Raw genomic sequence first — 23,835 nt, 5'->3', positions numbered from 1 at the left:
TTTGGTTATTTATTATTTTACCTTGACTCCAGGGCGAAAGGAATCCACCAAAGGCTTAAAGAGCCTGGTAAGCTGTTTTTTCAAGGTAAACCAGCAGGGTTTTCCGGGTATAGGGTTCCAGATCTAATTGCAAAGCCTCTTCGGGTTTTGCCCAGAGCCAGGATTCGGCTTCATCGTTGAGAATCACTTCTCCCCCCGGAGTATGGCAGATGAAATCTAGGAATACAAAGTGCTTGCTTTCCCAAAAGGCGGGATCAAAAAGGGCTTCCTGATAACAGAGAAAAAGGGTTTCTGTGACTGGGAGATGGGTTTCTTCGAAAACCTCGCGACGTATTGCTGATTCTGCGTCTTCACCCAATTCGATATGGCCCCCTGGAATGGCATAGTGATCTTTCCATTTATGGGTTTTGAAAAAAAAGATTTCTCCCTGAGGATTGAGAATAAGGGCGCCTACTGTGACTTCTGGATAGAGAGAGGCTGCCATTTTCTGAATTTAACTGACAAGCTCACGCAGATTGTCGTTGACCCATTTTAAGTCAAAATGCTCGGGATCTAGGTCAGAGCCTAATTCTCCCCAGATTTCTTCCATTTCTGCATGTTGAGGGTGTTCAGGAGCTTTCAGGGCATCCAAAATCTCATAGTAACCAAAGATTCCGCCGCAGTCTTCTACCGGACAGGCCCCTTTGCCTTCAAGACAAATAGGTAGAAACTCAGCTTCAAATTGGGGGCGGGGGCGAATTTTTTCAACCAGAATATCGTGTTCCCAGCCATCGCCAAAATCATATTCGTAGATAAAGTGAGTTTTGGGACGCTTGATCAGATCTCCCAGGGTGACAATGCTGGAGTCTGAGCGCTGCCCTGAGGTGCCCAATTCAGAATCTCCGTAAAAACGCTCACCGATAATGAACTGATAGAGATGTTGGTTGCCCCAACCCATCACAATTTGAATCATATCGTGCAATTCATCCAAGCTGGTTTTTCCCGTTACAAGAAAGCGCCGCCAGATTTCTGGTTCACTTAGATTCAGACTGATCCTCAGTTGATAGACAATTTCACTCATGGCAGCGTGCATTCCTTCTGGCTTTGATGATAACTGGTCGTGGTCTGGAGTACAGCAAGACCATTCTAGCACTTTTCAAGGCTTCAGTTCAGCCAGATAGAACACAAGCTTTAATTTTCATTCGCTACAATCTCGCTTTCTTCCTTCGCTATAATTGAAAAGGTTAGGAAAGTGGCAGTAGAAAAGGAAGTGGGGGCCATTCAAATGATTCGTGGCCGGTTTGCACCCTCGCCTACTGGGGGGTTACATTTGGGCAATGCCCGTACTGCCTTGGCGGCTTGGTTGTCGACACGTTCGCGTGAGGGAATCTTTATTTTGCGCAATGAGGATTTAGACCGTCAACGTTGCAAGCCCGGTGTTTCAGAATTGAATCTGTCTGAATTGCAATGGTTGGGTTTAGATTGGGATGAGGGGCCTGATGTCTCAGGCCCCTGGGGACCCTATCACCAGAGCAAAAGACATGCCTATTATGCAGAAGTCTTGGCCCAGCTCAGGGAGTGGGTATACCCCTGTTATCTTTCCCGGAAAGAAGTTCAGGCAATTGCCAGCGCCCCCCACGGCCCAATAGAAGGCTATGGCCTGAAAGAGCGTGAGTTAAACCAGATTTTAAGCTTTTGCAAACAGCAGGAAGGCAAAACGCCAAGTTTGCGCTTTCGAGGCCCCCAGCAGAAAATTTCTTTTCATGATGCCTTGCAGGGCCCGCAAGCCTTTGAAGTGGGCGATTTTATTCTGCGCAGAGCGGATGGCGAATGGGCTTATCAACTGGCGGTCGTTGCAGATGATCTGGCCATGCAGATTACAGAGGTGGTGAGGGGGGATGATTTGCTGCCTTCTACTGCCGCGCAAATTGTTATTTATCAGGCCTTGGGGCAGCCCCCCCCTCAATTTTTGCATCTTCCTCTTTTGCTGGATTCAGAAGGGAACCGGCTTTCGAAAAGAAAGGGAGATTTAACACTGCATGCGCTGCGTCATTCAGGAATCGCATCACATCGCGTTTTGGGATTTTTGGCCTATAGTTTGGGGCTTTTGCCTGAGTTGCTGGAGGTCAGTCTGTATGAAGTATTGAAGACCTACCGGATTGAGCAGTTGAACACATCCCCCTATTGTTTGCAGAATTCTGACTTAGAGTGGTTGGGAGTCGGGTGTTATAATACTTGAAATAAAAAAGGCCAGAATGAAGCGCATGTCCAAGTTCCGGGGCTTGTTTCTGTTTTTGATTTCTCTTGTGCTGGTTTTGGCCTGTCGGTCTCAGGTTTCAGAAACCGTGGTCCTGAACCTGTGGTTGGACAGCAATGACAAAGAAATGCGCTTTTTCAAACACCTGGCGCGTCAGTTTGAATCCGAAAACCCCCAGTACAAACTGCGATTGCGTTTTGTGCCCTTTGCAGATTTGAAGCCGCGTTATGCCGGTGAAGCCCGTGAATCTGGAGAGCCAGATCTGCTCTATCTGATGAGTGATTGGGTGGGTGAATTGGCAGAGCAAAAACTTTTGCTTTCACTGACAGAGCCCAATCCGAACAGTTTGGCTTTTTCAAGGGAAAGTTTGGGTTACCAGGGAAAGTATTATGCTCAACCCTTTGTTTTTCAAGTCATTGCTTTGATTCGTAATACAGAATACTTGCCCCAGGCTCCGAAAAGTTTTGCGGAAATTCAACCGATTCAAAAATCTGAGGCAGTTTTTCCCTTGATGTACGACAATCAGAACTTTTATTTTCATGCCGCTTTTTTCCATGCCTTCGGGGGAAAAATTCTGGATTCTCAGGGGAATCTGGCCTTGAAGCGTGAGCCCTTGATTCAATCGATTCGCTATGCGCTGTCCTTGCAAAAAATGGGGTTGGTCCCTGCTCAGTCTTCGGCTTCTGCTACTTTGAATCTTTTCAGTTCAGGCAAGGCTGCGCTGATGATTTCAGGGCCTTGGGCCCTGGCTGCACCTCAAGAAAATCATATTCCTTTGGCTATTAGCGCTTTGCCAGCGCTTGAGGGACACCGGATTCTGCGTCCCTTGGTGGGGGTCAAAGGCTTTGCCGTGAATCCTTGGGGCAAGTCACATCAGCATGCCAAGGTTTGGTTAGATTTTGTGGCGCGTCCTGAGGTTCAGAAACAGGCCCTTCAAGACTTGGACAATCTGCCGGTTGATGCGAAACTGTATCAGTCGGCAGATATTCCTGCTCTCAAACGGGAGTTTTATGAACAAGCTCAAAAAGGTCTTCCCATGCCCAACAGCCCCCTGATGAAAGACGTTTGGCAGGAGCTCAACTGGCTTTTGGGGCAGTGCTTTAAAGAACCCGAAAAACTTGAGTTTTGGGTCGATTCTGCACTTCAAGATTTGCAGAAGAAAGTGCGTCATGATGCGTATTACTTTCATTAAGTCGATTCGGTTTCGTTTGCCTGCTTTCTTTTTATTGGCAGCTTTGCTTCCCACTTTGCTTTCTGCGATTTGGAGTTCTGGACTTTTAGAACATCGCATGGAAGAAATGTTTGCCCAACAGGCGCAGGATTCGGCGCAGGTGGCCTCCAATATCTTTGAAGAATATGCCCAGGATCTTTTTTTGAAAACCCGGGTTATCAGCCAGTCACAGTCTGTTTCTCAGGCCGTGAACAGCAATAACTATCTGACCTTGATCAACCATTTAAGCGATTTGTATCAGGATTTGAATCTTCAACTTTACGATGCAGTAATTGAAATCTATGCCCCCAACGGGCAGTTGATGGTGGCTGAACCACGGCAGTCAAAACAGTTGGTGCCCGCAGATCATATCCAGGCGGCCCTCAAAGGTGAATTTAAGAACAGTCGGTTTTTTGCGGGGGACGAACTGCTGATCTGCTCAAGCCTGCCACTCTACCATGCCTCCAAACCACGGCCGATTGCTGCGATGGGGATTTCTTTCCGTGTTTCACATCAATTGGTGGACCAGATTCGCAAAATTTCAGGGACTGAAGTAATGGTGGTTCAAGCGGGCGCTGAGGGCCATGTTTTGGCGACAACGCTTGATGAAAGCTCTTCTCAGGGGCTCTTGAAAATGCTCATGGCCGACAAAAGAAAAAATCATGTTTCCCGCAGTTTGCCGTATATGCTCTCTTCGGTCAGTCATTCTGTACGCAATGGGGAGTATTTGCTGGTCGTCGCTTTGAGTGTGGCACAGATGCATCAGATGATGGCTTCGATTAAGGAAGTGCTTGTGATTGTTGAGTTTGCTGCGATAGTATTGGCCCTGATCATTGCTTTGGGGCTTTCGCGCAATTTTATCTCAAAATTAATGGAGTTGGTGCGTTTGTCTCAGAAAGTTGAAGCGGGTGATTTGGATACCCAGGTGCAACTGGAATCACAGGATGAATTTGGCGTCTTGGCGCAGACTTTGGATTCTATGCGCCTTGAGATTCGCCAAACCTTGCGCGAAAAAGAACTCATGATTTCGAATTTGACGATTCGCGATGAAATCAACCAGGCGATTATCTCGCGTTCAGGCAATGAATTGCTTTTACAGGTCTTGACGATTGTGATTGAGGCCATTCAGGCCCAGCAGGGGTCGATTATGTTGGTAGATCGTGACTCCGGTCAATTGCTCTTGAAAGTGGTCTATGACCCACGTCGGGATCTGCATCCGGTCAATGTGCATGAACGGATATCTTTCAGTATAGGAGAAGGCATTGCAGGCTATGTGGCTCAAACGGGAGAAGCCATTTTGTGCAATGACCCCCATCAGGATCCTCGCTTTAAGCCCTATCATTTTCAGGAAATGGATCAACGCCTGGCCAATCTGCTCTGTTTGCCTCTTCAGGTAGAGGAGACAATTTTGGGGGTGATCAGCCTGGATAATAAAGCGGGAGGCTTTCAAGCGGAGGATTTGATACAATTACAGGATATTGCCAAACAAGTGGCAATTGCGATTAAAAATGCTGAATTGTATGAGTTGTCTATTACAGATGGGCTCACAGGTCTCTATATCCGCCGCTATTTTCAGGATATGTTGGAGCAGGAACTCAAACGGAGTTTGCGTTTTCAGATGCAAACAGCTTTGATTCTCTTTGATATTGATTATTTCAAGCGTTTTAATGATACCTATGGGCACCAGGCTGGAGATGCGGTTTTGAGACGGGTGGCCTCATTGGTTGGGCACAGTATTCGCGATGGCGTGGATACTGCTGCCCGCTATGGGGGAGAAGAATTTGCGATTATCATGCCCGATACCGATTTGCAGGGGGCCTGGCAGGTGGCAGAGCGTTTGCGGCAGAGTATTGAAGCTGCACATTTTGAATATGAAGGGCAAAGCTTGAAAGTGACGATCAGTCTGGGGTGTGCTGAGTTTCCACTGCAGGCAGACAGTCGCGAAAGTTTGATTGAAAAGGCAGATATTGCGCTTTACGCGTCTAAACATGGCGGCAGGAATCGCTCGACCTGCTATGTTCCAGAATTGGAGCACCAAGTCGAAATTTCTTTACCCCCCAGTTGATTCTTCAGGTTTTTGCCAGTGGTTTAGCAGTTTTTCAACCGCATCCGAAACCAATCTTTGCCCCTGACTGATCTGGCTTTTTAACTCTGGAAGCAGGGTTTGAACAGAAGGCGTCTGAAAAAATCGGGTTTTGAGCTCTTCAATTAGCGCTTGTTCAAACCATTCAAGCAATTGATGACTTCTGCGTTTCTCCCACAGTCCTTTTTGCTTGGTTTCGGTCTTGAAGTTTTCAACGACCTGCCAGAATTGTTCCAAGCCCGTTTTTTCTAAGGCAGAAGTGAGTAAAACCGGAACTTTCCAACCTTCTGTCGCAGGTGTAAGGTATTTGAGGGCGAGGCGGTATTCCTGGGCTGAAGCTTGGGCGCGTAAACGGTTTTCACCATCCGCTTTATTGACCAGAACGGCATCGACCATTTCCATCACTCCCTTTTTTATCCCCTGCAACTCATCGCCTGCGCCCGGCAGTAGCAGAAGCAGAAAAAAATCGACCATTGAGCGCACGAGATATTCGCTTTGACCGACCCCAACCGTTTCGACCAGCACAATATCATAGCCAGCTGCCTCGCAGAGCAGCATGGCTTCACGGGTATGTCGGCCAACGCCTCCGAGGTGGCCACTGGCGGGAGACGGACGAATATAACAGTTTTCATGGCGGCTCAGTGCTTCCATGCGGGTTTTATCCCCCAAGATGCTTCCCTGACTGAGCTGTGAACTTGGGTCTATTGCCAAAACAGCCAGTTTATGCCCTTTCTCAAGCAGTTTCAGCCCCAACGCTTCAATCAGGGTGCTTTTTCCTGCTCCAGGTGCTCCGGTGATGCCCAAACGCAGGGATTGCCCAGAAGTGGGCAAAAGGGCCTGCAAAACCTCTCGGGCCTGGATCTGGTGATGCGGCAGACTGCTTTCAGCAAGTGTAATCGCGCGCGACAAAAGGGTGCGATTGCCGGATTGAATTCCCTGAATCAGTTCGATCGGGCTATAACTTTTGCGACGGGGTAGATTGGGCATTCCCCATTTTATCATTCAGAATCAAAACAAGACCAGCTTGTTCTTCCTGCCGCTTCTCATTCGCTCGCTCTAAAGCTGTCTGGCCTGTGTTACACTGTTTTTTCATGAAACGCCTGCCATTCATCATTGTTTTATTCAGTACATTCCTGCTTTCAGGCTGTTTATTGACCTATTTCTTTGCCCCCAAAATTCGGGCTGCTGATTTGCCGGGCAATGAAAGTATAGAAAAAGAGAAAAAGGTCTATATCCAACGCTGTGGTCAGTGTCATTTGCTGATTGCGCCAGATTTTTACCGCCACAACGTCACGATTGAAATCATTCTATTGCGCTATTTGCAGCAAAAAATCATCAATGAAGACGAAGCCCGTGCGATTCGCGATTATATTCTGGCAGTTACAGCGGACTCATGAAACTAAGCCCTGAGCGATTCCGAGCAAATCTTTTGGGCTGGTTTCAGCCTGAATTGCGTCAGATGCCCTGGCGTGAAAGCAAAGACCCTTACCAGATTTGGGTTTCTGAGATCATGTTGCAGCAAACCCAGGTCAATACCGTTAAACCTTATTTCAAACGTTTTTTAGAAGCCTTTCCCACGCTTGAAGCTTTGGCCCAGAGCCCCAGCGAAAAGGTCTTAAAACTCTGGGAAGGGTTGGGCTATTACAGTCGGGCCCGCAATCTGCAAAAGGGAGCACAGTTTGTTCTGGCTGAATTTGCTGGAGAAATGCCCTCTCGGGTTGAAGATTTGCTTAAAATTCCGGGGGTCGGCCCTTATACTGCCGGAGCGATTGCCAGCATTGCCTTTGATATCTGCGAACCTGCGATTGATGGCAATGTCAATCGCGTATTTTCACGTCTCTACGCCTATGCCGATCCGATTGACAAGCCACCCGCCCAACGCTGGCTGGATCAACAGGTGCGTATTTTACTGGACCCTGTACGGCCTGGAGACTTCAATCAGGCCTTGATGGAATTGGGGGCCACTGTTTGCAAACCTGTCAATCCGCTCTGTCAGGATTGCCCCCTTCACACAGGCTGTTTGGCAAAAATTCAGGCTGATCCAGAGCAGTTTCCTATTAAAAGCAGTAAAACCAAAATCAAGCGCTTAGACTTGCAGGTGGCTCTTATTCGGTATCAGGGCAAATATTTGTTGCGGCAACAACGTGAAAGTGGAATTTTTCACCAATTATGGGTCTTGCCCTGGGAATCCGATCTCTCCCGTTTGGAAACGCTGATTCTCAATGAAACGGGGCTTCAGATCGCTGAACCTCAAGCGATCGGAACGGTTTCACATACCTTAACGCATCGTCAGCTTGAAATGCAGATTTGGGCGATCCCAGAATTGGGAAAGAGAACTTTCCCTGATTTGCCAGGCCATTGGAGCTGGCATGATCCCTGTCAAAATCAAGCCCAGGCCATTCCTGTGGCCCATCAGAAGATCTTTAAATTTTTGAAAGAAATGCCACTGTTTTTTAGTTGAAGCTAGAAAACATTATTCTTTACTTACAGTGGCCTCAAACGCCCACCATCGACGGGTAAATGGGTGCCTGTAATATAACTCGCGGCTTGGGAAGCAAGAAAAGCAACGGCTTCAGCGGTTTCTTCAGGTTCAGCAAAACGGCCAGCAGGAACTTCTGCGAGCATGGCTGCCTCCACTGCTTCAGGGCTGAGGCCCTGTTTTTCTGCGCGGGTGGCAATAATCTGAGCCAAGCGCTCGGTGCGGGTAAAACCTGGCAAAACATTATTGACGGTAATGCCCATGGGAGCCAGTTCATCGGCCAGGGTTTTTGCCCAGGCGGCAACTGCAGCCCGCACGGTATTTGAAACCCCCAAACCAGGAATCGGTTGACGGACAGAGGTGGAGACAATATTGATGATGCGGCCATATTGGCTGGCTTGCATGCCAGGCAGTAAAGCCTGCACCAAGACTTGACCCGCAAGCAGATGCTGAGCAAACGCCAGACTGAAAGCTTCCAGCGACGCTTGATGAATAAGGCCGGGGGGAGGCCCACCCGTATTGTGGATCAGAATCTGGAAGGGGGCTTCTCCGGCCAGAAAGGTTTGCAATTCACTGGCCAGAAGCGATGGCGAACTGAAATCTGCAGCCAGCCAACTGTGCGCTTGATGATTTGGTGTGGGCAGTTCGTTTACCAATTGTTTTAAGGTATTGGCATTGCGGGCCACGGCGACGACTTCTGCACCCCGTTCAGCCAGAAGCATTGCAACGGCTTTGCCAATTCCTTTGCTGGCCCCGCATACAAGTGCGCGTTTTCCTTCCAGGCTGAGGGTCTTCATACGGGTTCCCCCTGGTAAAAGAAGCCCAATTGGCGTTCAATTTCTGTGGGCAGATCGGGCAGGGCTGAACGGGGAATCATAAAGGTGGAAAGTTGATTAAAATCTCCAAAAATGCGGTGAGAAGCCATGGTCTGCAATAAATACTCAAAGCCCATTGAGCCCCCGGTGCCTACTTTGGTTCCAATCATACGCTGAACATTGAGGGCATGGCGATAACGCCAGGTGGTCAGCAGTTCGTCGATGGTGCTCAAGGCATTGAGCAGGCGGTAGGGCAGATGAAGAATGGGGCGCTCTCGATAGAGCAGAATCAGCAGGGCTGCTTTGGTGGCTTTATAGGAGAGGCGGCGCTCCCCTTTGTGCTGGAGTTCTTGATACTGTGCTTCAGAAAAAAGCGTGGCAAAGGTTTCACGGGTGCTGTGGAGTCTTGCCAAATGTTGTTGGATATCTTCACTGCCCAGCAGGGGATTGCTTGAAATTCTTGCTGCATCCCCGTCAAAAAGAGCTTCAACAGCCTGGCGGTAAGATTCCCAAAAGTCAAATCCCCCAAAGGTTAAGAAGGGGGTTCTCTCCAGCCATTTTTCAACCAGTTCGAGCAAAGAAGGCTCAGACTCAGCTGTTTTCAAAAGATTTTGGTGGCGCGCATCCAAACTGGCATCGTAACGCCCCTGGTGGTAGGGCACCCTTTGTTCAGGTTTTAAGCCCAAACGGTTTTCGAGGATCCTGAACTGATAAGACTGGAAACCTGAAGCTGGATAGAGTTGATCACGAAAATCAAGAAAATCAAGGGGTTGCATAGTTTGCAAGACTTGCATCTGCATCAGCATCAGGCGTTGTATTTCAATGATTCGCTCCAGACGCGCGACAGCAATTCCCATTTGATCTTCACTGACGGTGGGTTGGCGAAAGAATGCCATGACTGAATCCAGTTCGTGAAGAACCTGTTTAAACCAGAGCTCATAGGCTTGATGAATAATGATAAAAAGCATTTCATCATGTGCAGCTTGGCCTTCAAGATTGCTGAGTGGTTTCTGAGCATCTAAAATTTTATCAAGCTTGAGATAGTCTGCGTAATAAACCGGTGAAGAGGCGTTTTGTTCTGCCATAGGAGTCACTTTCCAGAAAATGCTAATTTCCATTATCCCCAGCTCAGGGGCGGCTTGTCAAAGCAGAGAGCTATTTAATCTCAGTTTTCAAAAAAAGAAAAAGGGGCGAAATTTCGCCCCCAATAGCGTAGAGAGTATAAAAAGGAAACTTTTAATTTAGCGGGTGGCCGGTGTGGCAATTGCTGCGTTCAGATCCAGCAGGAATTCGTCCCACTGGGTTGAGCGTGCCAGACGTGTCTGGCGGTAGGTCTGGCTGACACCCTGGCCATCGGTGGGCAGGTAAATTGAAAGTCCACGACCTTCACCCTTTTCAAGTTTGTTCTGACGGGCCAGCATGATCAGGCCACGGCGGAACAGGACATTGTTGATGCGATCTGCAGCCTGTGCAACAGCGGGATCTTGGATATTGGTTTTGGAAAGATTCAGAATCCGGTTGAGATCACGGAAGGGAATATTTTCACCCAGATGAAACTCACGGGTAAGTTGCATGGCGCGAATCACATTGGCGCGCTGAGGGCCAGCCAATGCTTTGCGCAGAGCGCGAGCGAGCAAATCCAATTCAGGTTCGAGTGCGCTCATTTTGCGAAGGTCAGTTGCAGAAATCGTCAGGGTTTGGTTGCCTGCGCCCTTGCTGTGGACATCCAGAACCATCGAGCGAACGATTTGATCAGGATTCATGGCAGCAGGATTTTGGGCAATTTTTGCCATGGTCTGTGCATAACCGTGACCCCAATAATAGGTGGAATCTTCAGAACCGACCATGATATTGGCGACATCCTGCAATTCAGAACCGACTTCGACAGTCGCCATCAGACAGGCATCAAAACTGACAATATCCAACTTTTTGCCGCCCATGCCCTGGCGAACACCTTGGGCAAAACTCATAATATTCATGCTGGCTTCAGGAGCGTCATCATAGGCGATGCCTGCAAAACCCATACCATGAGAACTGATATTCAACCAGTTATAGCGGGCAGGGTAAGCCTTATAGGCCCAGTTGAGGGCATTTGCGAGGGTGCGGGGATCGCCTGAATTTTCAGCATCGGGCCCCAGTTTGACATAGGGAGAAGCTACAATCGGCGCATTATCATTGAATTCTTTATTGGGAGAAATATAGTAGCGGGCAGTATTGCCACCACCATAGCTGTCGGTTTGAGCGAGTAAGTTCATTTGTGAATTGCTGCCCACCAACTCAAGGGCGTCTAATACGCGGTTTAAATCTCCGAAAAGGTTATTGTCCAAAGCTTCATAGGTGAAATAGGTAAAGGGTTTGGCCTGGACAGGAGGCAGTTTGTCTACGGCTTGACCATCTACGGGTGCGCCTTGCGTAATTTCTTCAGAGGCAGCACCGATTTGACGGTTGCTTGGCTGTTGCGATTTGATCCATTGGGTAAAATGGTCTGTGACCATCAACTGGGAACTGGCAAGAGGGCTGGCTGCGCGCGTACTCATGCTGCCAAGTTGGGCAGGTACACGTGCGGGATTGAGTGCCAAAGGCAGAGTTTGAGAAGAGCAACCAACCATAACAGTCAGGCCAAGCAGAGCGGAAGACAGACGGGCAAATACTTTCATTGGATATCCTCTACGCATTCATTAATAATTTAGTTATGCCTGAAAACTGGAGATTCTTTCTTATACTGACAATAAAAAAAGTTTAAGAACTAATGAAGAAAGGGAAGGATGGCACTGGCGATTCCCAAATAAATGATCAGGGCCGTTGAGTCGTTGATGGTGGTCACAAAGGGGCCAGAGGCAACAGCAGGGTCAATTGAGAATTTTTGAAACAGAAAGGGGATACTGGTTCCTAAAAAGGTTGAGAACAAAATACTTAAACAGAGTGACAGACCAATAACCCCACCAATCCAAGGATTGGCATGAAAGAGGAAAAACGCAACGGAACTGGCAATACTGCCACAGAGTAAGCCAATCACAAAAGCAGTGCGAAACTCTTGGAGTACCATGCGCCAGAGAAAATGGCGGGGAGTGGGGCCCCCGCCCATATTGCGAATCAACAGAGTAGAGGTTTGCACGCCGGTATTGCCTGCCATGCCCATGACTGCGGGCATAAAAGAGGCTAGAACAATGGCTTGCTCCAAGGTACTTTGGTAGAGATGGATGATCGTACCAGCAGACATAGAACCGCCCAGGCAGACCAATAACCAGGGAATGCGGGCCATGGCAGCTTCAAAGGCTGAAGATTGATTGTCAGGGTCTCCCAAAGCAGCCATTTTATAGGCCTCTTCATCGGCCTGTTCTTCCATAACATCCATAATATCGTCAACGGTGATAATGCCGATCAAGCGTTGATGCACATCGATCACCGGGACAGTCATGAGTTCATATTTGCGTACAATATCCACCACGTCGTCTTCATCCATCATGACATCGACGGCAATCACATCACGGCTCATGACTTCTTCAATCAAGGACTGGTGGGGGGCTGCTATCAGTGAGGGCAGGGGCAAAACGCCTGTGAGCCGCTGTTTTTCATCGGTGATATAGATATAGTTGATATCTTTAAAGGATTCAATATTTTCGCGGATCATGGCCAGGGCCTGATCGGTATTCAAGGATTCAGGTACATAGACAATATCTGGATTCATCAAGGCGCCGGCAGCGTCATCCGGGTATTGCAGAAGATTGCTTAAATTGCGAAAAGACTCTGAGTTTGCCTGAGATTCAAGAATTTTTTCTGAGAGTTCATCGTCCAATTCATTCAGCAAGTCGGCCGCTTCATCTGAGGGCAGTTCTTCAATAATTTCAACCAGACGGGTTTCATTCAGGGGCGTCAGCAACTCATGCCAATAATCTGAATCAATATGAATCACCAATTCACTCGCCAATTCTGCATCAATCCAGGTCAAAACCTGACGGATCTGTTCCTCTTCAAGTTGCAGCAGAATTTCGGCGACGTCTTCAGGCCTGAATTGGCTTAAAAGCGCCTGAATTTCAGATTTTTTTTCCTGCTCTAAGAGCAAGGTCAGATGGCGTGGTAAAAAATCCAGATTGAGTTTATCAGTGGGCATGCGAAGCTCCTGAAACAGCACTGCCTGCAGTATACTGCCCCCGTGCGCAATAACAGAATGGTTTTATGCAGAAAGCGCCAAGAAATATCTCAAAGCAAGTCAGAAATTTCCTGGGCAAGTTGGTGGGCTGTCTGATCTGAGCTGGCCTCAGGAAGTGCGTCCTTTAAGCGAGAAAAAATCCTGCTTTGAATTTGTTGGGGTGAATCTTCTGTATTCAAAATTTCATGGGGTTGGATTCTGGCGGCCTGATGATCCAGGGGGCGTTCAAAGGCAAAACTTAGAATTTTTTTTGAAAAAACCCTACTTTCGGCAATTAAATTGTATCCCCCTCCCCCAATCAAGAGATCGACCCCAGTCAAAATTTCTGAAAGTGGAAAATAGTGTATCCAGTATGCCGCTAGTTCAGGCAGGGGGGATAAAAAAGAGGCAAAACGCAGTTCAAGTGGAGCATGCTTGAGGGCCAGCCAAAGTCGCATGAACAGCGCATAGGTTTCGCTGGGGGGGCCATTGTGGGCGATCAAGACCAGGGGGAGATTGCTGCTGGCTCTCAAAATTTTTCGCGCCAGCTCAGGCGCGAAAAGCTCACTTTTTTCCCTGTTGACCAAATAGCCTTTTTCAGCAGGTGTAAGCAACCAGTTTTGGTCATAGGCAGTGTGGAGCGGGGTTTGAAGATCTCTGCGCAGAAAAATTTTATACCCCTTGAATTTTGACCAGAATTGAGCGAAGTCTTCGTTCATTCCTACACTGTGTGTATCTACCAGCAAGACCTGGGGAGAGGCCTTTAAACACAGGGTTTCAAGCAGCTGAAGGGAGAATCCTGACTGGTTTTGTTCTGTGGGAGAGGGCATGCGCAAGACGCTCAGGCCTTCCTGAATCAGGGGCGGTAAAAAGGGGGCACTGGTCAGGATCAAGGGGGAAAGATGGGGCCTTATTTTTTTTAAGCTTCGCGCCAGTGCGTAGGCCCGGTTGAGATGGCCGGTGCCCCCTCCTGGTGCGTAAAACAAGACCCGATGTTCAGGTAAAGTCAACCCAGCCGCCCTGCTGGCCTTTTTGTTTGCGCCAGGCTTCTGAAAACTGTTCAAGATCTTCTGCGCTAAAGCGGATTTGCTCATTGAGCTTAAAATGCTTAAGATCATAGGGCAAGGCACATACCGGGCACAGAGCACCTGATGAATCTATCTGGGTATGCTTTGCGCAAATGGGTATTTTGCAATTTTCACAGTGTGTTTCAGCGAGGTTTTTGCATGCCTGCCGAGGGATTAAAAAGCCAATCACAGCCTGACAATTTTCACTCATGCCCCTATGATAACATGGAGTTGCCATGAAGAAATTTTCTCAATTAGTTTGGTTGGGGCCCTACCCAAATTCATCAGCACAGAGATTGCCAGAGCTGCCTGAGCATTGGCGCATTTTACATCTTTTGGGCTGTGCTGATTTGCGTCCATGGGACACGCATCTGCTCGTGCGAGATCCTGTTTCTGTTCTGTTCTGGGGCCAAACCCACAACCCTGTTGAAAATTTACAGTTTCTTGAGCATTTACTCCAGAGACTGGATTGGCAGGCGCTCTGTGTCTCTGAGCCAAACTTAATTTTTGCAGCAGTTTTTTTTGCTCAAATGGCTGAAAAACCTGCCTGTGTTTGGCTTGAAAAACCTGAACTGCTTGACCTGCTTTCTGAAAACGAGAGACAGTGGCTGATTCAATCAGAAACCCATTTGTGGGAGCTTAAGAATGCCCCAGAATGGCTTTGAGAAGTTTAAACTGAGAAGAAATAATCTAAATTTCTTGATTAAATTTTATTAAAGGAAAAATAAGATTCTTGGATTGATTCCTATTGCACCCGGCATAACCATCGTTTATACTAACCTATGTTTCGGACAAGAAAACGGCTTAACGCACTCTAGGCGCTAAGTTCAGATTCTTAAAAATCAGCTCTTAAAACCTGATGACAACCCGAAACAACTGTGGTAACATGAGCCATTAGCTCAGTTGGTAGAGCAATTGACTTTTAATCAATGGGTCCCGCGTTCGAGTCGCGGATGGCTCACCACCTGCCCGTATCGTCTAGAGGCCTAGGACACCGCCCTTTCACGGCGGCGACAGGGGTTCGAATCCCCTTACGGGTATTTTGTTTTTCTTTGTTATCTTTTTTTCATGGAGTTCCCTTGGTGGCCTACGATATCACCGATCCTCAATTGGCACCTTCGGGAATGAGTAAAATTCTCTGGGCTGATAATCAAATGTCGGTCCTTCGTCAAATTCGACAAGACTTCGAATCCCGTCTTCCCCTTCAAGGTTACCGTGTAGGTGCCTGCATGCATGTGACCCCTGAAACAGCAAATCTTATGCGCACACTGAAAGCCGGTGGGGCTGAGGTTACGCTTTGTGCCTCGAATCCGCTCAGTACCCAAGATGATGTGGCTGCGGCCTTGGCCTGTGAATTGGATATTCCTGTTTTTGCCCGACGTGGAGAAGACAATATCACCTATTACAAACATATCAATGCGGTTTTAGATGCTCATCCGCATCTCACTTTGGATGATGGGGCGGATTTAATCTCAGAATTGCACAAAAAGCGCCCCTCACAATTACCTGAAATTGCTGGGGGAACCGAACAGACGACCACAGGTGTGACCCGTCTGAGCAGCATGGCCCGCAATGGGGTTTTGCAGTTTCCCGTCATGGCTGTCAACAATGCCAAAAGCAAATATCTCTTTGATAACCGTTATGGAACAGGTCAAAGTACTTTAGATGCCCTGATGCGCTCTACCAATATCCTGCTGGCGGGTAAGACGCTGGTGGTTTGTGGCTATGGTTGGTGTGGTAAAGGGGTGGCCATGCGCGCCAAAGGCTTGGGAGCCGTTGTGATCGTGGTTGAGGTCAATCCTTTACATGCGCTTGAAGCGGCCATGGATGGTTTCTTTGTCACCCATATGGATCAGGCTGCGGGGCTGGGCGATATTTTTATCACTGCCACCGGAGATTTGAATGTGATTCGCCGCAGCCATTTTGAAGTGATGAAAGATGGTGCCATTCTCTGTAATGCAGGGCATTTCAATTCTGAAATCGAAATTCAGGCCCTTGAAGAAATGGCGAGCTCGAAAGAAGAGGTTCGCCCCTTGGTGGAAGCTTATCAGCTACCCGAAAAACGGTTGTTTCTCTTGGCCCAAGGGCGTTTGATCAATCTTTCTTGTGGGGATGGTCACCCTGCTTCGGTAATGGATATGAGTTTTGCCAATCAAGCCCTTTCTCTGGAATATCTGGTCAAACACTTGGGTCAGCTCGAAAAGAAAGTTTACGCAGTGCCAGGCGATATTGACGAAGAAGTGGCGCGCCTCAAACTGCAGGCCATGGGAATTCAAATTCATACCCGTACCCAGGAACAGGAAATTTACCAATTGGGTTGGGAACTGGGCACCTAATCCCAATCCAGGTTTTGAAAACAGTGCAAGCGGTGAAAATCGGGTTCGTCTCCAGGCACTGCAAAAAGTGCTGCATACGTCCTTTCCTCATCAACTCCATGAATCGCATAGGCATTGAAGGTCCAAGGTTCTGGCGGCAGCAGTTCGATCGGAATCAACGTTTTTCCAGACCAGATTTCTTGAGATTTTTCCCAATGATACGTCAGTTGTGAATTCCGCGTGAGGGCCTTGCGAATGCCCTTTAATTGGAGTAACAGATAATGCCCATGGGGGCCCAGCTCCAATTCTGTATACTGATCCCCATGGGCAATAAACAGTTCAACCACTTCATAATCCCAGAGCCCATCACAACTGCCGGGGGGGGCTAAAGGTTCTGGATCCGCAAAATAAGGGGCTTGAATTTCCACTTCGAGGCCTGTTGGCAAAAGTTTCAGTTTGATAAAAACTGTTTCTCTGGGCTTGAGCATCTTTCCTTGCCAATCATTTTGAATGTAAACAGTTTTTGTTTTCACGTATTGAAAATCCTTTAGCGAGGGTAATAGATATGCAATGCGATTTGATGCCTTTGCGCAAGCTCAACCATAAAAACTCCTTTTTTTGTGATCCTAACATAGCTTGAAAATCTTTTAGAATTGAGCCAAGACTTCTGAATAGAGCGTAAGCCAGTTTTGGAGTTCCTGCTCAGGGCTGAAATAGGCTTTGATTTTTTTTCGACCAGCCTTACCCCAGGCTTTGCCCTGTTCAGGGTTTTTCAAGAGTTCACGGCAGGCTTCAATCAGGGCTTCAGTTTGATAGGGGAGAATCAGTTGTCCCTCTTGCCCCGTGTGAATCAAATCGGGAAACCCCCCCACCTCGGTTGCAATCACGGGGCGTGCGCAACTGAGTGCTTCCAGTGCCGCATTGGAGAGTCCTTCCTGCAGGGAAGGAAACAGCACCCCATCTAACCAGGCATAAAGGGGGGGCAGATCACCAGGGGCCTGATTGGGAATGTGAAAAATGCGGTTTTTCAGTTCAGGGTTTTGGGATAAAAAGATTTTCAGCAACTCGCTGTCTTTTCCTGAACGGACTGTGCCAATCAAAATCAGTGAAAGCTCAGGAAACTCCTTGGCAAGGGTTGCAAAACTGAGCAAAAGGATCGCCTCTCCTTTTTTCTGACGCAGTTCCCCTACAAAACCCAAGCGTTGACCTTGGGTGGGAATTTTGAATTTTTTTGCAATTGCTTTTTCTCGGGGCAGAGGCTTGAATTTGAGCGGGTCGACACTGTTGGGAACCCAACGAATACACTCATTTTGAGGGACTAAAACCTTTAGCTTTTTTGTCAGTGCTTGGGTAACGCCGCTCAGCCCCTGCGCTTGGGGAAGCCATGACAAAAGCTCTGATCGTTTGTGTGGGAACCAAAGATCCCGATCCAAATCGTTTCCTCGTGCACTGAGGATGACAGGAATTTTGAATGCCTTGCCCAACTCCAGACTGAGATGGGCAGTGGCGCTGAGATAATAGGCATGGATCAAATCAGGGGGCGCTTCTTCAAGCTTTTTTAGAATCAGGATAGGATTTGTTTCCTCAACTGAGCGAAAGCGCAACACTTCACAGGGGGGGGATTCGGGGTGCAGGCCAGGACTGTTGACCCAGACACTGACGGTATGTCCCTGATTTGAAAGTTGTTGTGCTTGTCGCCAGACAGCTTGGGCCACGCCTCCGACATCGGGTGGGAAACGGGGAGTGACCAGGAGAATTTTGGAATGCCGAAAATTATTTTTTTTATTCATGACTTTCCTCAGTCTTAACCTTACCATATCGCTTGTGGCATCTGAAATAGCGAGCTTTTGATGTCGATATGGGTATTAATTTAATAAAAAATAGAGTATTGATGTGAAAGAGAATGAAAAATATATTTTTTAAGCATATTACTTGTTCGTAATATCCCTCTGATATTCACAAAAAATAAAAATTTATTCTTGAAAATACTTTTATTTTTGCCTGGATTTGCTATCATATAATCTTGTAAAAAACACGCTCGAAAGGCGAAAACTTATTTTATGATTTATAGGAGCTTAAAATGGATAAAACCGATTTCTTTGGTCCACACCTGACTCTCGATCTCAATGACTGTAATCCTGAAAAACTTCAGGATTTTGACCTTGTTTTCGATATATTAAATAATCTTCCCGATAAAATAGGGATGACAAAAATCACCCAGCCCTATGTCTTTAAATACCAGGGGCTTGTTCCAGAAGACAAAGGAATTACCGGATTTGTGGTAATTGCCGAAAGTCATATTTCAATCCATACTTTTCAAGAAAAAAATTACGTATTCATCGATTTATTTTCCTGTAAGCCATTTGATTACACTTTTGCAGAAAAATATTTGATCGAACTCTTTGAGTCTAAAAAACCTACGATTCAAATGCTCAAACGGGGACATGATTTCCCCCGCAGCAGTGCTTTAATGCCTCCTGCGCGTGAGCTTGTGGGATCTGTTTGATGGCCCCCGTTTTCGGGGGATTGGAAGCAGAATATTGCCAATACGCCACGTCCCGTTATGCGGTGCTTCCAGTTCCCTATGACCAGACCAGTACCTGGCTGCGTGGCGCAGAAAAAGGGCCCGACGCGATTCTTGAAGCGTCTGCCCATATGGAACTTTACGATCTTGAAACGGATAGTGAGCCCTATCGGGCAGGCATCTTTACCGATGCTCCCTTGATCTGTAAAGACAGTCCAGATCTGCTTTTTGAAAAGGTTTTGGCACGTGCCAACCGTCTTTTGGATGATGGAAAATTTTTGATTACCCTGGGGGGCAATCACTGTGTTCCAATCGGCTCGAGCAAAGCCTGTTGTGAACGGGTTCAAGGGCCCGTCTCCGTTTTGCAGATCGATGCGCACTCTGATATGCGCGAAAGCTATGAGGGCAACGCCTATAACCATGCCTGTGCCATGGCCCGTATGAAAGAATGGGCCCGCCCTGTGGGGGTTGGGATTCGCAGCATGGATATTTCTGAGCTGGAGAATATTCGCCAGGCACGAATTTTTACAGCCGCCTATATCCATCGGACACCCGGATGGATCCAGGAGGTTGTGGATGCCTTGGATGAAAATGTGTATCTTACGATCGATCTGGATGGCCTGGATCCTTCGATTATGCCTGCAACGGGCACCCCAGAACCGGGTGGCCTGTTGTGGTATCCCACCCTTGATTTGCTGGCAGCAGTGATCCAGCAGAAAAACCTGATTGGCTTCGATATCGTCGAACTTTGCCCTGGGGAAAATACCTTCCCCTCTCATTTTTTAGCCGCCAAGCTGGTTTATAAAATCATTGCACTTCAAGAATCTAAAGGAAAATAATATGCAGAAATCAGAGTATTTAAAAAATCCCGTGCAACATGTGGATATCACTCAATTTGATGCCTCACCTTTAATCCATGCCTATCGTGGCATGGCTTTTCAGGCGAGAAATCTGGCCCGTGCTGCCGATATTTGGCAACAGATGGTTGAAGACAAGGAGTGTACGATTATCCTCACCCTGGCAGGGTCTTTGGTCAGTGCGGGTTTAAAAAAAATTATTGTGGACTTACTTAAAAATCGTCTGGTCGATGTGATTGTTTCGACTGGTGCAAATATTGTCGATCAGGATTTCTTTGAGGCCCTTGGTTTTAAACATTGGCAGGGCTCACCTTTTGTCGATGATCAGAATATGCGTGAGCTGGGCATTGATCGCATCTATGATACTTATATCGATGAGGATCAGTTGCGGATCTGTGATGATACGATTGCTCAGATTGCCGATCAATTGGAACCCCGTGCCTGGTCTTCGCGTGAATTTATTCATGCCATGGGCCAGTATCTGATTGAAAAGGATTTGGGCGAAGATTCAATTGTACGCACGGCTGCTGAGTTGAATATCCCGATTTTTGTGCCTGCTTTCTCTGATTGCAGTGCCGGTTTTGGCCTGGTCTACCATCAGGAAAAAAATCCAGATCAGCATGTTTCAATTGATTCAGTGCGCGATTTTCGCGAACTGACCCAGATCAAAATCGCTGCAGCTGAAACCGGGCTGGTCATGCTGGCTGGCGGTGTGCCCAAGAACTTTACCCAAGATGTCGTTGTGGCTGCAGATATTTTAGGCAAAGAAGTCAGTATGCATAAATATGCAATTCAATTGACCGTGGCGGATGAGCGGGATGGTGCACTCTCAGGATCGACCTTAAAAGAGGCCTGCTCCTGGGGAAAAGTGGATACGGTTCATGAACAGATGGTGTTTTCTGAACTGACGTTGACTTTGCCTTTGCTTGCAAGCTATGTCTATCACCAGCATGCCTGGGAAAACCGCAGTTTCAAAAGCTGGAATACGCTTTTTCAAAAAAAATTGGCAAGGGTCTAGCTTATTTCCCCTGACCCCAAATCTGGGGTCAGGGGATTGTTTGTTCTGCGTAAGTTTGAATAAATTTGCGCAGATTTTCCAGATCATTTTGCATGGCCTGACCTGAAACCTGCCCTTTGGCAAAACGTGCCATCAGACTACGATTTAAAAGGGTTTCAAAACCTGAATTTTCCCAGCTTACCTGAGGCAATTGCTTGAGAAAATCTTTAAGTTCCTGATCTGTAAAACTGCTTACGGCTTGTAGATGCAAACCCTCTAAAAAGTGTTTGAAAATTGCTTCAAGTTCCAAATAAAAAAGTTTGGACTGTTCCTGACGAATCCAATTTGAATTTGCAAGTTTTTCAAGTGCAGCCAAAGCTTCATCACGGACGGTCTGCGGCTCTTTGATGTTTTCTTCGTGCGCCTCATCGGATTCTGGGGCTTTGCGGCCACGCAAAATTCGCAGAAGTATCCAGGCTGCGAGTAAAATCAAGCCAATCATGAGACTGAGGGTGGCCAGGAAGGGCAACCAGGGAAAGTCCAGGTTCATCAAGGGTTTTATTTCGTGAATATCTTCCATTTAAGCTAATTGTGCTCCGAATTCAAGCATCTCAAGATTTAAGGGCATGGCTTTTAAGCGGGTCGGTCCCAAACTTTGTTTTAAAGCCCATGCCGCTGTGTCTTCTGAAAAGAGGGGGCATTTACTCAGTAAATAGCCAAGCATTAACAGATTGAGCATTTGCTGGGCCTTGTGCTGGTGCGCCAAGGCGTAGGCTCCAGAATCCCAACTGTTCAGGATCAGGGCTTCAGTATCTCGTGCCTCAGGAATCCATTTTGCGCCAGGATCGAGAGAAAGTAAAATATTAAAGTTTTCAGGGGCTGCCCAGGTTGCTTCGGGTGCGGGATCTGCAAAAACACGGGCGATCACCAGACCGCCGCGAATCGCCCATTCTGATGAAACCTCTAAGCGCGCATGTTTTTTTTCCGCAATAAAAGCATGAATCAGCAAATCTCCCAAAAAGCTAATACCCTGGCCGCCTTTGCCGCTGATCCAGATCCGATAATGGGGTTGGTTTTCCATGGGATTTCAGCGAATCAGGGTCACACTGCGGAAGATGCCCGCGGGTGCATGTTTCAAAAGGGTTTTATCCAGTGTCAGACGTGCTTCTTCTGGCGTTTCGTGCCAATAGGGAGGGCACATTCCCATGACTTCAATAAAAGCAAGTCCTTGTCCGTTTTCTTGGAAATGAAAGGCTTCACGTAAAGCCAGGCGGGTTCTTTTGACAAAATCAGGGGTATGCAAGGCAACACGTTGTGAAAAGGCAACACCTGGCAGACGTGCGACCATTTCAGCCAAACGCAGGGCTTTGCCTGAACGGGCGGTAGAGCGTCCCAGGCGGGTTGAGGTTGTAATTTGACCGGGTCGGGAGCTGACGCTCATTTGCCCCCCTGAACCTGCCATTACCTGATTGTTCAGGCAGATCACGGTAATCGAGTCTCCGCGCAATGCAGCATGCATCAAAGCATCCAGACCTCTGCTGCCCAAATCCCCTTCTCCCTGATAGGTAAAGACCAGGCGATCAGGGCTGGTTCGTTTCATGCCTGCTGCAACTGCGGGTGCCATTCCAGGGGGCGATGAAATGATGGGGATTCGAAAATGGGTTCCCAAATCTTGGCTGCAACCCGGGCCAACCACGCCCACCAAACGATCTTTCCAGGTCTCGATTGAAAAAATTTCAGCAAGCAAACCCTGTAAATGACTGTGAGAGCAACCGGGGCAATAGGGAGTTTCAAATTCTGACATCAATTTGTTTGCTCCAAGGCCTTTTTTAACTGGGTTTTTAATCCGACAGATTCGGGGGGGGAGGGCAAACTCAGTTGGCGAAATTTCAGATCGGTAAAAAAGGATTGAACCTGTCGGTACCAGGCAGTATCTTTGTATTCAACCAAGAAAACTTCAGCCTCAGGATATTCCCTGAGCTGTCTTCGGAGCTCTTTGCTTGGAAAGGGGGAGAGGCTTTGGGGGATCAGGGTGCCCCAATCGGGTTCTTTTAAATTCTGAATCCAATGTCCCAAGAGGCCTGCGGCGAGCCAGAGGATTTTCGGGCTTTCTGGAAGATCACTGAGCAGATGGTTTGAATCCTGATCCCATAATTCTTGCTCTAAATCAAGTGCCAGTCGCTCGTTATTTTCAAGCGTGTTCAGCTTGTGTTGGCGGAAAGTCGAAGTATGGGATGTCATTCGTACTTCAGATACGGCTTGTAAGAGCAGCGGATCCATCAGCAGAAGTACGGGCTGAGATCGTTCGAGTGAACGGCTGAACGCGCGTCCGGTAAGATTCCAGAGTTCTTGGTGAGAGGAAGGCAAAAGTGTCAGCAAAGGTTGGCCTGTACCCATCATGGGTGAAAAGAAATAGCGCAAAGATTGAAATGAGAGTTGATTGCTCTGTTGCCCTGGCGCCCCATTGGCAAGCACTACGATGACCATTGCTTTTTGATTCAGACAGGCGTAACTTAAAACCTCTTGCATGGATAGAAAATCCTGTTCATTGCAGGTGACCAGAGGCAGAGCTCCGACTGAAGCTGCTCCATAGGCCATGGAGAGGGCGGCAGCAGGACTTTCTGCCTGAATAAAACTGCCGTGGTTTTCCTGAAAGCGATGTGCACCTTCATTGAGCAACAGGGCGTGGTAAGGAGAGGGAGAGGCGAAATAAGAACGCGCCCCTGCTTTGAGAGCGGCTTCAATGACGACCTGGTAGCCGGCCATGGGACGCAGATGGTTCTTGACGATCATGTTTTGTATTTTCCCCTGCGTTGCAAGTGGAATTGATGCCATTGAAAGCTGGCCCAGTAGACTATTCCACTCCAGTTGAGCTGACTGTGACCCGGAGAGAGCAAGGCTTGATCGGGGCAGATTTCTACGCAGCGTTGGCAGTTCAAACAATAATCTGCATTTTCCATCAAAACAGGAAAAACACCATTTTTATTGGCTTTTTTATCAATTGAGAAAAGTGCGTTCGGGCAAATGTTCAGGCAAAGATAACAGCCTTTACAGCGTTCCCGATTCAATTCAACTGTGTTTTTTTCTGGGTTTGCTTCCACTGAGGAATCCTGATAGATCTGT

At 47.7% G+C, this 23,835-nt stretch carries 26 protein-coding genes and 2 tRNA genes; 12 read left to right on the top strand and 16 right to left on the bottom strand.

Annotated features, from left to right (window positions below; translation table 11 throughout):
* Positions 1–55 precede the first annotated feature (55 nt).
* The gene (locus COW20_20780; protein ID PIW45362.1) at positions 56–484 is read right to left on the bottom strand and encodes an ADP-ribose pyrophosphatase; all 429 of its coding nucleotides are present in this window, start codon (positions 482–484) and stop codon (positions 56–58) included.
* A gap of 9 nt (positions 485–493) precedes the next feature.
* Positions 494–1,072 (bottom strand): hypothetical protein, encoded by a 579-nt coding sequence (locus tag COW20_20775; protein PIW45361.1) that lies wholly within the window; start codon positions 1,070–1,072, stop codon positions 494–496.
* A gap of 192 nt (positions 1,073–1,264) precedes the next feature.
* Here COW20_20775 and COW20_20770 point away from each other — a divergent pair, with 192 nt between their 5' ends.
* The 3 genes from COW20_20770 to COW20_20760 are packed head-to-tail and all read left to right on the top strand — an operon-like array spanning position 1,265 to position 5,511.
* Positions 1,265–2,218: a tRNA glutamyl-Q(34) synthetase GluQRS gene (locus COW20_20770; protein PIW45392.1), complete on the top strand. Its 954-nt coding sequence runs from the start codon at positions 1,265–1,267 to the stop codon at positions 2,216–2,218.
* 16 nt (positions 2,219–2,234) lie between these two features.
* Positions 2,235–3,428 carry a hypothetical protein gene (locus COW20_20765; protein ID PIW45360.1) on the top strand — a complete coding sequence of 398 codons (1,194 nt, stop codon included), beginning with the start codon at positions 2,235–2,237 and terminating at the stop codon, positions 3,426–3,428.
* The gene (locus COW20_20760; protein ID PIW45359.1) at positions 3,406–5,511 is read left to right on the top strand and encodes a hypothetical protein; all 2,106 of its coding nucleotides are present in this window, start codon (positions 3,406–3,408) and stop codon (positions 5,509–5,511) included. Before COW20_20765 ends, COW20_20760 begins: the two co-directional genes overlap by 23 nt.
* On the opposite strand, the gene COW20_20755 is transcribed toward COW20_20760, so the two are convergent.
* Positions 5,497–6,531: a methylmalonyl Co-A mutase-associated GTPase MeaB gene (locus tag COW20_20755; GenBank protein ID PIW45358.1), complete on the bottom strand. Its 1,035-nt coding sequence runs from the start codon at positions 6,529–6,531 to the stop codon at positions 5,497–5,499. The two genes, COW20_20760 and COW20_20755, sit on opposite strands and share 15 nt — an antisense overlap.
* Positions 6,532–6,620: 89 nt before the next feature.
* On the opposite strand from COW20_20755, the gene COW20_20750 reads away from it, so the two are divergent.
* Positions 6,621–6,926: a hypothetical protein gene (locus COW20_20750; GenBank protein PIW45357.1), complete on the top strand. Its 306-nt coding sequence runs from the start codon at positions 6,621–6,623 to the stop codon at positions 6,924–6,926.
* A complete protein-coding gene (mutY, locus tag COW20_20745; GenBank protein ID PIW45356.1) occupies positions 6,923–7,990 on the top strand; it encodes an A/G-specific adenine glycosylase in 1,068 nt (355 codons plus the stop codon). Before COW20_20750 ends, mutY begins: the two co-directional genes overlap by 4 nt.
* A gap of 23 nt (positions 7,991–8,013) precedes the next feature.
* On the opposite strand, the gene COW20_20740 is transcribed toward mutY, so the two are convergent.
* The 6 genes from COW20_20740 to COW20_20715 all read right to left on the bottom strand — a co-directional run bounded on the left by COW20_20740 (position 8,014) and on the right by COW20_20715 (position 14,230).
* A complete protein-coding gene (locus COW20_20740; GenBank protein PIW45355.1) occupies positions 8,014–8,805 on the bottom strand; it encodes a short-chain dehydrogenase in 792 nt (263 codons plus the stop codon).
* On the bottom strand, positions 8,802–9,908 hold the full coding sequence (locus tag COW20_20735; GenBank protein PIW45354.1) for a tryptophan 2,3-dioxygenase: 1,107 nt from the start codon (positions 9,906–9,908) through the stop codon (positions 8,802–8,804). Before COW20_20735 ends, COW20_20740 begins: the two co-directional genes overlap by 4 nt.
* A 156-nt stretch (positions 9,909–10,064) precedes the next feature.
* Positions 10,065–11,498, bottom strand: a complete 1,434-nt coding sequence (locus COW20_20730) for a hypothetical protein (protein PIW45353.1) — start codon at positions 11,496–11,498, stop codon at positions 10,065–10,067.
* A gap of 71 nt (positions 11,499–11,569) precedes the next feature.
* The gene (gene mgtE, locus COW20_20725; GenBank protein ID PIW45352.1) at positions 11,570–12,934 is read right to left on the bottom strand and encodes a magnesium transporter; all 1,365 of its coding nucleotides are present in this window, start codon (positions 12,932–12,934) and stop codon (positions 11,570–11,572) included.
* Between the two features lie 89 nt (positions 12,935–13,023).
* Positions 13,024–13,962, bottom strand: a complete 939-nt coding sequence (locus tag COW20_20720) for a hypothetical protein (protein PIW45351.1) — start codon at positions 13,960–13,962, stop codon at positions 13,024–13,026.
* Complete coding sequence (locus COW20_20715; protein ID PIW45350.1) at positions 13,949–14,230, bottom strand: hypothetical protein; 282 nt, start codon at positions 14,228–14,230, stop codon at positions 13,949–13,951. The genes COW20_20720 and COW20_20715 overlap by 14 nt, the downstream gene beginning before the upstream one ends.
* 25 nt (positions 14,231–14,255) lie before the next feature.
* Between COW20_20715 and COW20_20710 the strand changes: the two genes are divergently transcribed.
* The 4 genes from COW20_20710 to COW20_20695 all read left to right on the top strand — a co-directional run bounded on the left by COW20_20710 (position 14,256) and on the right by COW20_20695 (position 16,355).
* Positions 14,256–14,684, top strand: a complete 429-nt coding sequence (locus COW20_20710; protein PIW45349.1) for a hypothetical protein — start codon at positions 14,256–14,258, stop codon at positions 14,682–14,684.
* Between the two features lie 223 nt (positions 14,685–14,907).
* Positions 14,908–14,983: transfer RNA gene (locus COW20_20705), tRNA-Lys, on the top strand.
* Positions 14,984–14,986: 3 nt separating this feature from the next.
* Positions 14,987–15,059 (top strand) — tRNA-Glu (locus tag COW20_20700).
* Positions 15,060–15,101: 42 nt separating this feature from the next.
* Positions 15,102–16,355 (top strand): adenosylhomocysteinase, encoded by a 1,254-nt coding sequence (locus tag COW20_20695; protein PIW45391.1) that lies wholly within the window; start codon positions 15,102–15,104, stop codon positions 16,353–16,355.
* Here the strand turns inward: COW20_20695 and COW20_20690 are convergent.
* Together COW20_20690 and COW20_20685 are read right to left on the bottom strand one after the other, a co-directional pair.
* Positions 16,352–16,867 (bottom strand): hypothetical protein, encoded by a 516-nt coding sequence (locus COW20_20690; protein ID PIW45348.1) that lies wholly within the window; start codon positions 16,865–16,867, stop codon positions 16,352–16,354. The two genes, COW20_20695 and COW20_20690, sit on opposite strands and share 4 nt — an antisense overlap.
* A 114-nt stretch (positions 16,868–16,981) precedes the next feature.
* On the bottom strand, positions 16,982–18,151 hold the full coding sequence (locus COW20_20685; GenBank protein PIW45347.1) for a hypothetical protein: 1,170 nt from the start codon (positions 18,149–18,151) through the stop codon (positions 16,982–16,984).
* 263 nt (positions 18,152–18,414) lie between these two features.
* Here COW20_20685 and speD point away from each other — a divergent pair, with 263 nt between their 5' ends.
* Genes speD through COW20_20670 form a run of 3 tightly spaced genes read left to right on the top strand, consistent with a single transcriptional unit; the run spans position 18,415 to position 20,733 of the window.
* Positions 18,415–18,840: an adenosylmethionine decarboxylase gene (gene speD, locus COW20_20680; GenBank protein ID PIW45346.1), complete on the top strand. Its 426-nt coding sequence runs from the start codon at positions 18,415–18,417 to the stop codon at positions 18,838–18,840.
* Positions 18,840–19,697 (top strand): agmatinase, encoded by an 858-nt coding sequence (speB, locus tag COW20_20675; GenBank protein ID PIW45345.1) that lies wholly within the window; start codon positions 18,840–18,842, stop codon positions 19,695–19,697. The genes speD and speB overlap by 1 nt, the downstream gene beginning before the upstream one ends.
* Position 19,698: 1 nt before the next feature.
* On the top strand, positions 19,699–20,733 hold the full coding sequence (locus COW20_20670) for a deoxyhypusine synthase (GenBank protein ID PIW45344.1): 1,035 nt from the start codon (positions 19,699–19,701) through the stop codon (positions 20,731–20,733).
* Between the two features lie 28 nt (positions 20,734–20,761).
* Here COW20_20670 and COW20_20665 read toward each other — a convergent pair whose 3' ends face one another.
* From COW20_20665 to COW20_20645, 5 genes are read right to left on the bottom strand one after another with little or no spacing between them, the layout of a single operon-like run.
* Positions 20,762–21,292, bottom strand: coding sequence for a hypothetical protein (locus tag COW20_20665; protein PIW45343.1), 531 nt, complete (start codon positions 21,290–21,292; stop codon positions 20,762–20,764).
* A complete protein-coding gene (locus tag COW20_20660; GenBank protein PIW45342.1) occupies positions 21,293–21,793 on the bottom strand; it encodes a hypothetical protein in 501 nt (166 codons plus the stop codon).
* A gap of 6 nt (positions 21,794–21,799) precedes the next feature.
* Positions 21,800–22,516, bottom strand: a complete 717-nt coding sequence (locus tag COW20_20655; GenBank protein PIW45341.1) for a 2-oxoglutarate oxidoreductase — start codon at positions 22,514–22,516, stop codon at positions 21,800–21,802.
* Positions 22,516–23,547, bottom strand: a complete 1,032-nt coding sequence (locus COW20_20650) for a hypothetical protein (GenBank protein ID PIW45340.1) — start codon at positions 23,545–23,547, stop codon at positions 22,516–22,518. Before COW20_20650 ends, COW20_20655 begins: the two co-directional genes overlap by 1 nt.
* Positions 23,502–23,831, bottom strand: a complete 330-nt coding sequence (locus COW20_20645; GenBank protein ID PIW45339.1) for a hypothetical protein — start codon at positions 23,829–23,831, stop codon at positions 23,502–23,504. The genes COW20_20650 and COW20_20645 overlap by 46 nt, the downstream gene beginning before the upstream one ends.
* Positions 23,832–23,835: the final 4 nt, after the last annotated feature.

It is taken from the genome of bacterium (Candidatus Blackallbacteria) CG13_big_fil_rev_8_21_14_2_50_49_14 (assembly GCA_002783405.1).
Taxonomy (GTDB): domain Bacteria; phylum Cyanobacteriota; class Sericytochromatia; order UBA7694; family UBA7694.
The sequence above is the reverse complement of the archived record's forward strand: the minus strand, read 5'-3'. Positions and strand labels throughout refer to the sequence as shown.

What these genes read in the sequence shown, in the direction of transcription:
- COW20_20710 (PIW45349.1), top strand. Translation starts at nt 14,256, where the DNA reads ATGAAGAAATTTTCTCAATTAGTTTGGTTGGGGCCCTACCCAAATTCA.
- COW20_20755 (PIW45358.1), bottom strand. Translation starts at nt 6,531, where the DNA reads ATGATAAAATGGGGAATGCCCAATCTACCCCGTCGCAAAAGTTATAGC.
- COW20_20670 (PIW45344.1), top strand. Translation starts at nt 19,699, where the DNA reads ATGCAGAAATCAGAGTATTTAAAAAATCCCGTGCAACATGTGGATATC.
- COW20_20750 (PIW45357.1), top strand. Translation starts at nt 6,621, where the DNA reads ATGAAACGCCTGCCATTCATCATTGTTTTATTCAGTACATTCCTGCTT.
- COW20_20715 (PIW45350.1), bottom strand. Translation starts at nt 14,230, where the DNA reads ATGAGTGAAAATTGTCAGGCTGTGATTGGCTTTTTAATCCCTCGGCAG.
- speD (PIW45346.1), top strand. Translation starts at nt 18,415, where the DNA reads ATGGATAAAACCGATTTCTTTGGTCCACACCTGACTCTCGATCTCAAT.
- COW20_20765 (PIW45360.1), top strand. Translation starts at nt 2,235, where the DNA reads ATGAAGCGCATGTCCAAGTTCCGGGGCTTGTTTCTGTTTTTGATTTCT.
- COW20_20760 (PIW45359.1), top strand. Translation starts at nt 3,406, where the DNA reads ATGATGCGTATTACTTTCATTAAGTCGATTCGGTTTCGTTTGCCTGCT.
- mgtE (PIW45352.1), bottom strand. Translation starts at nt 12,934, where the DNA reads ATGCCCACTGATAAACTCAATCTGGATTTTTTACCACGCCATCTGACC.
- COW20_20730 (PIW45353.1), bottom strand. Translation starts at nt 11,498, where the DNA reads ATGCGTAGAGGATATCCAATGAAAGTATTTGCCCGTCTGTCTTCCGCT.
- speB (PIW45345.1), top strand. Translation starts at nt 18,840, where the DNA reads ATGGCCCCCGTTTTCGGGGGATTGGAAGCAGAATATTGCCAATACGCC.
- COW20_20665 (PIW45343.1), bottom strand. Translation starts at nt 21,292, where the DNA reads ATGGAAGATATTCACGAAATAAAACCCTTGATGAACCTGGACTTTCCC.
- COW20_20735 (PIW45354.1), bottom strand. Translation starts at nt 9,908, where the DNA reads ATGGCAGAACAAAACGCCTCTTCACCGGTTTATTACGCAGACTATCTC.
- COW20_20655 (PIW45341.1), bottom strand. Translation starts at nt 22,516, where the DNA reads ATGTCAGAATTTGAAACTCCCTATTGCCCCGGTTGCTCTCACAGTCAT.
- COW20_20780 (PIW45362.1), bottom strand. Translation starts at nt 484, where the DNA reads ATGGCAGCCTCTCTCTATCCAGAAGTCACAGTAGGCGCCCTTATTCTC.
- COW20_20660 (PIW45342.1), bottom strand. Translation starts at nt 21,793, where the DNA reads ATGGAAAACCAACCCCATTATCGGATCTGGATCAGCGGCAAAGGCGGC.
- COW20_20740 (PIW45355.1), bottom strand. Translation starts at nt 8,805, where the DNA reads ATGAAGACCCTCAGCCTGGAAGGAAAACGCGCACTTGTATGCGGGGCC.
- COW20_20650 (PIW45340.1), bottom strand. Translation starts at nt 23,547, where the DNA reads ATGGCATCAATTCCACTTGCAACGCAGGGGAAAATACAAAACATGATC.
- COW20_20770 (PIW45392.1), top strand. Translation starts at nt 1,265, where the DNA reads ATGATTCGTGGCCGGTTTGCACCCTCGCCTACTGGGGGGTTACATTTG.
- mutY (PIW45356.1), top strand. Translation starts at nt 6,923, where the DNA reads ATGAAACTAAGCCCTGAGCGATTCCGAGCAAATCTTTTGGGCTGGTTT.
- COW20_20775 (PIW45361.1), bottom strand. Translation starts at nt 1,072, where the DNA reads ATGCACGCTGCCATGAGTGAAATTGTCTATCAACTGAGGATCAGTCTG.
- COW20_20685 (PIW45347.1), bottom strand. Translation starts at nt 18,151, where the DNA reads ATGGTAAGGTTAAGACTGAGGAAAGTCATGAATAAAAAAAATAATTTT.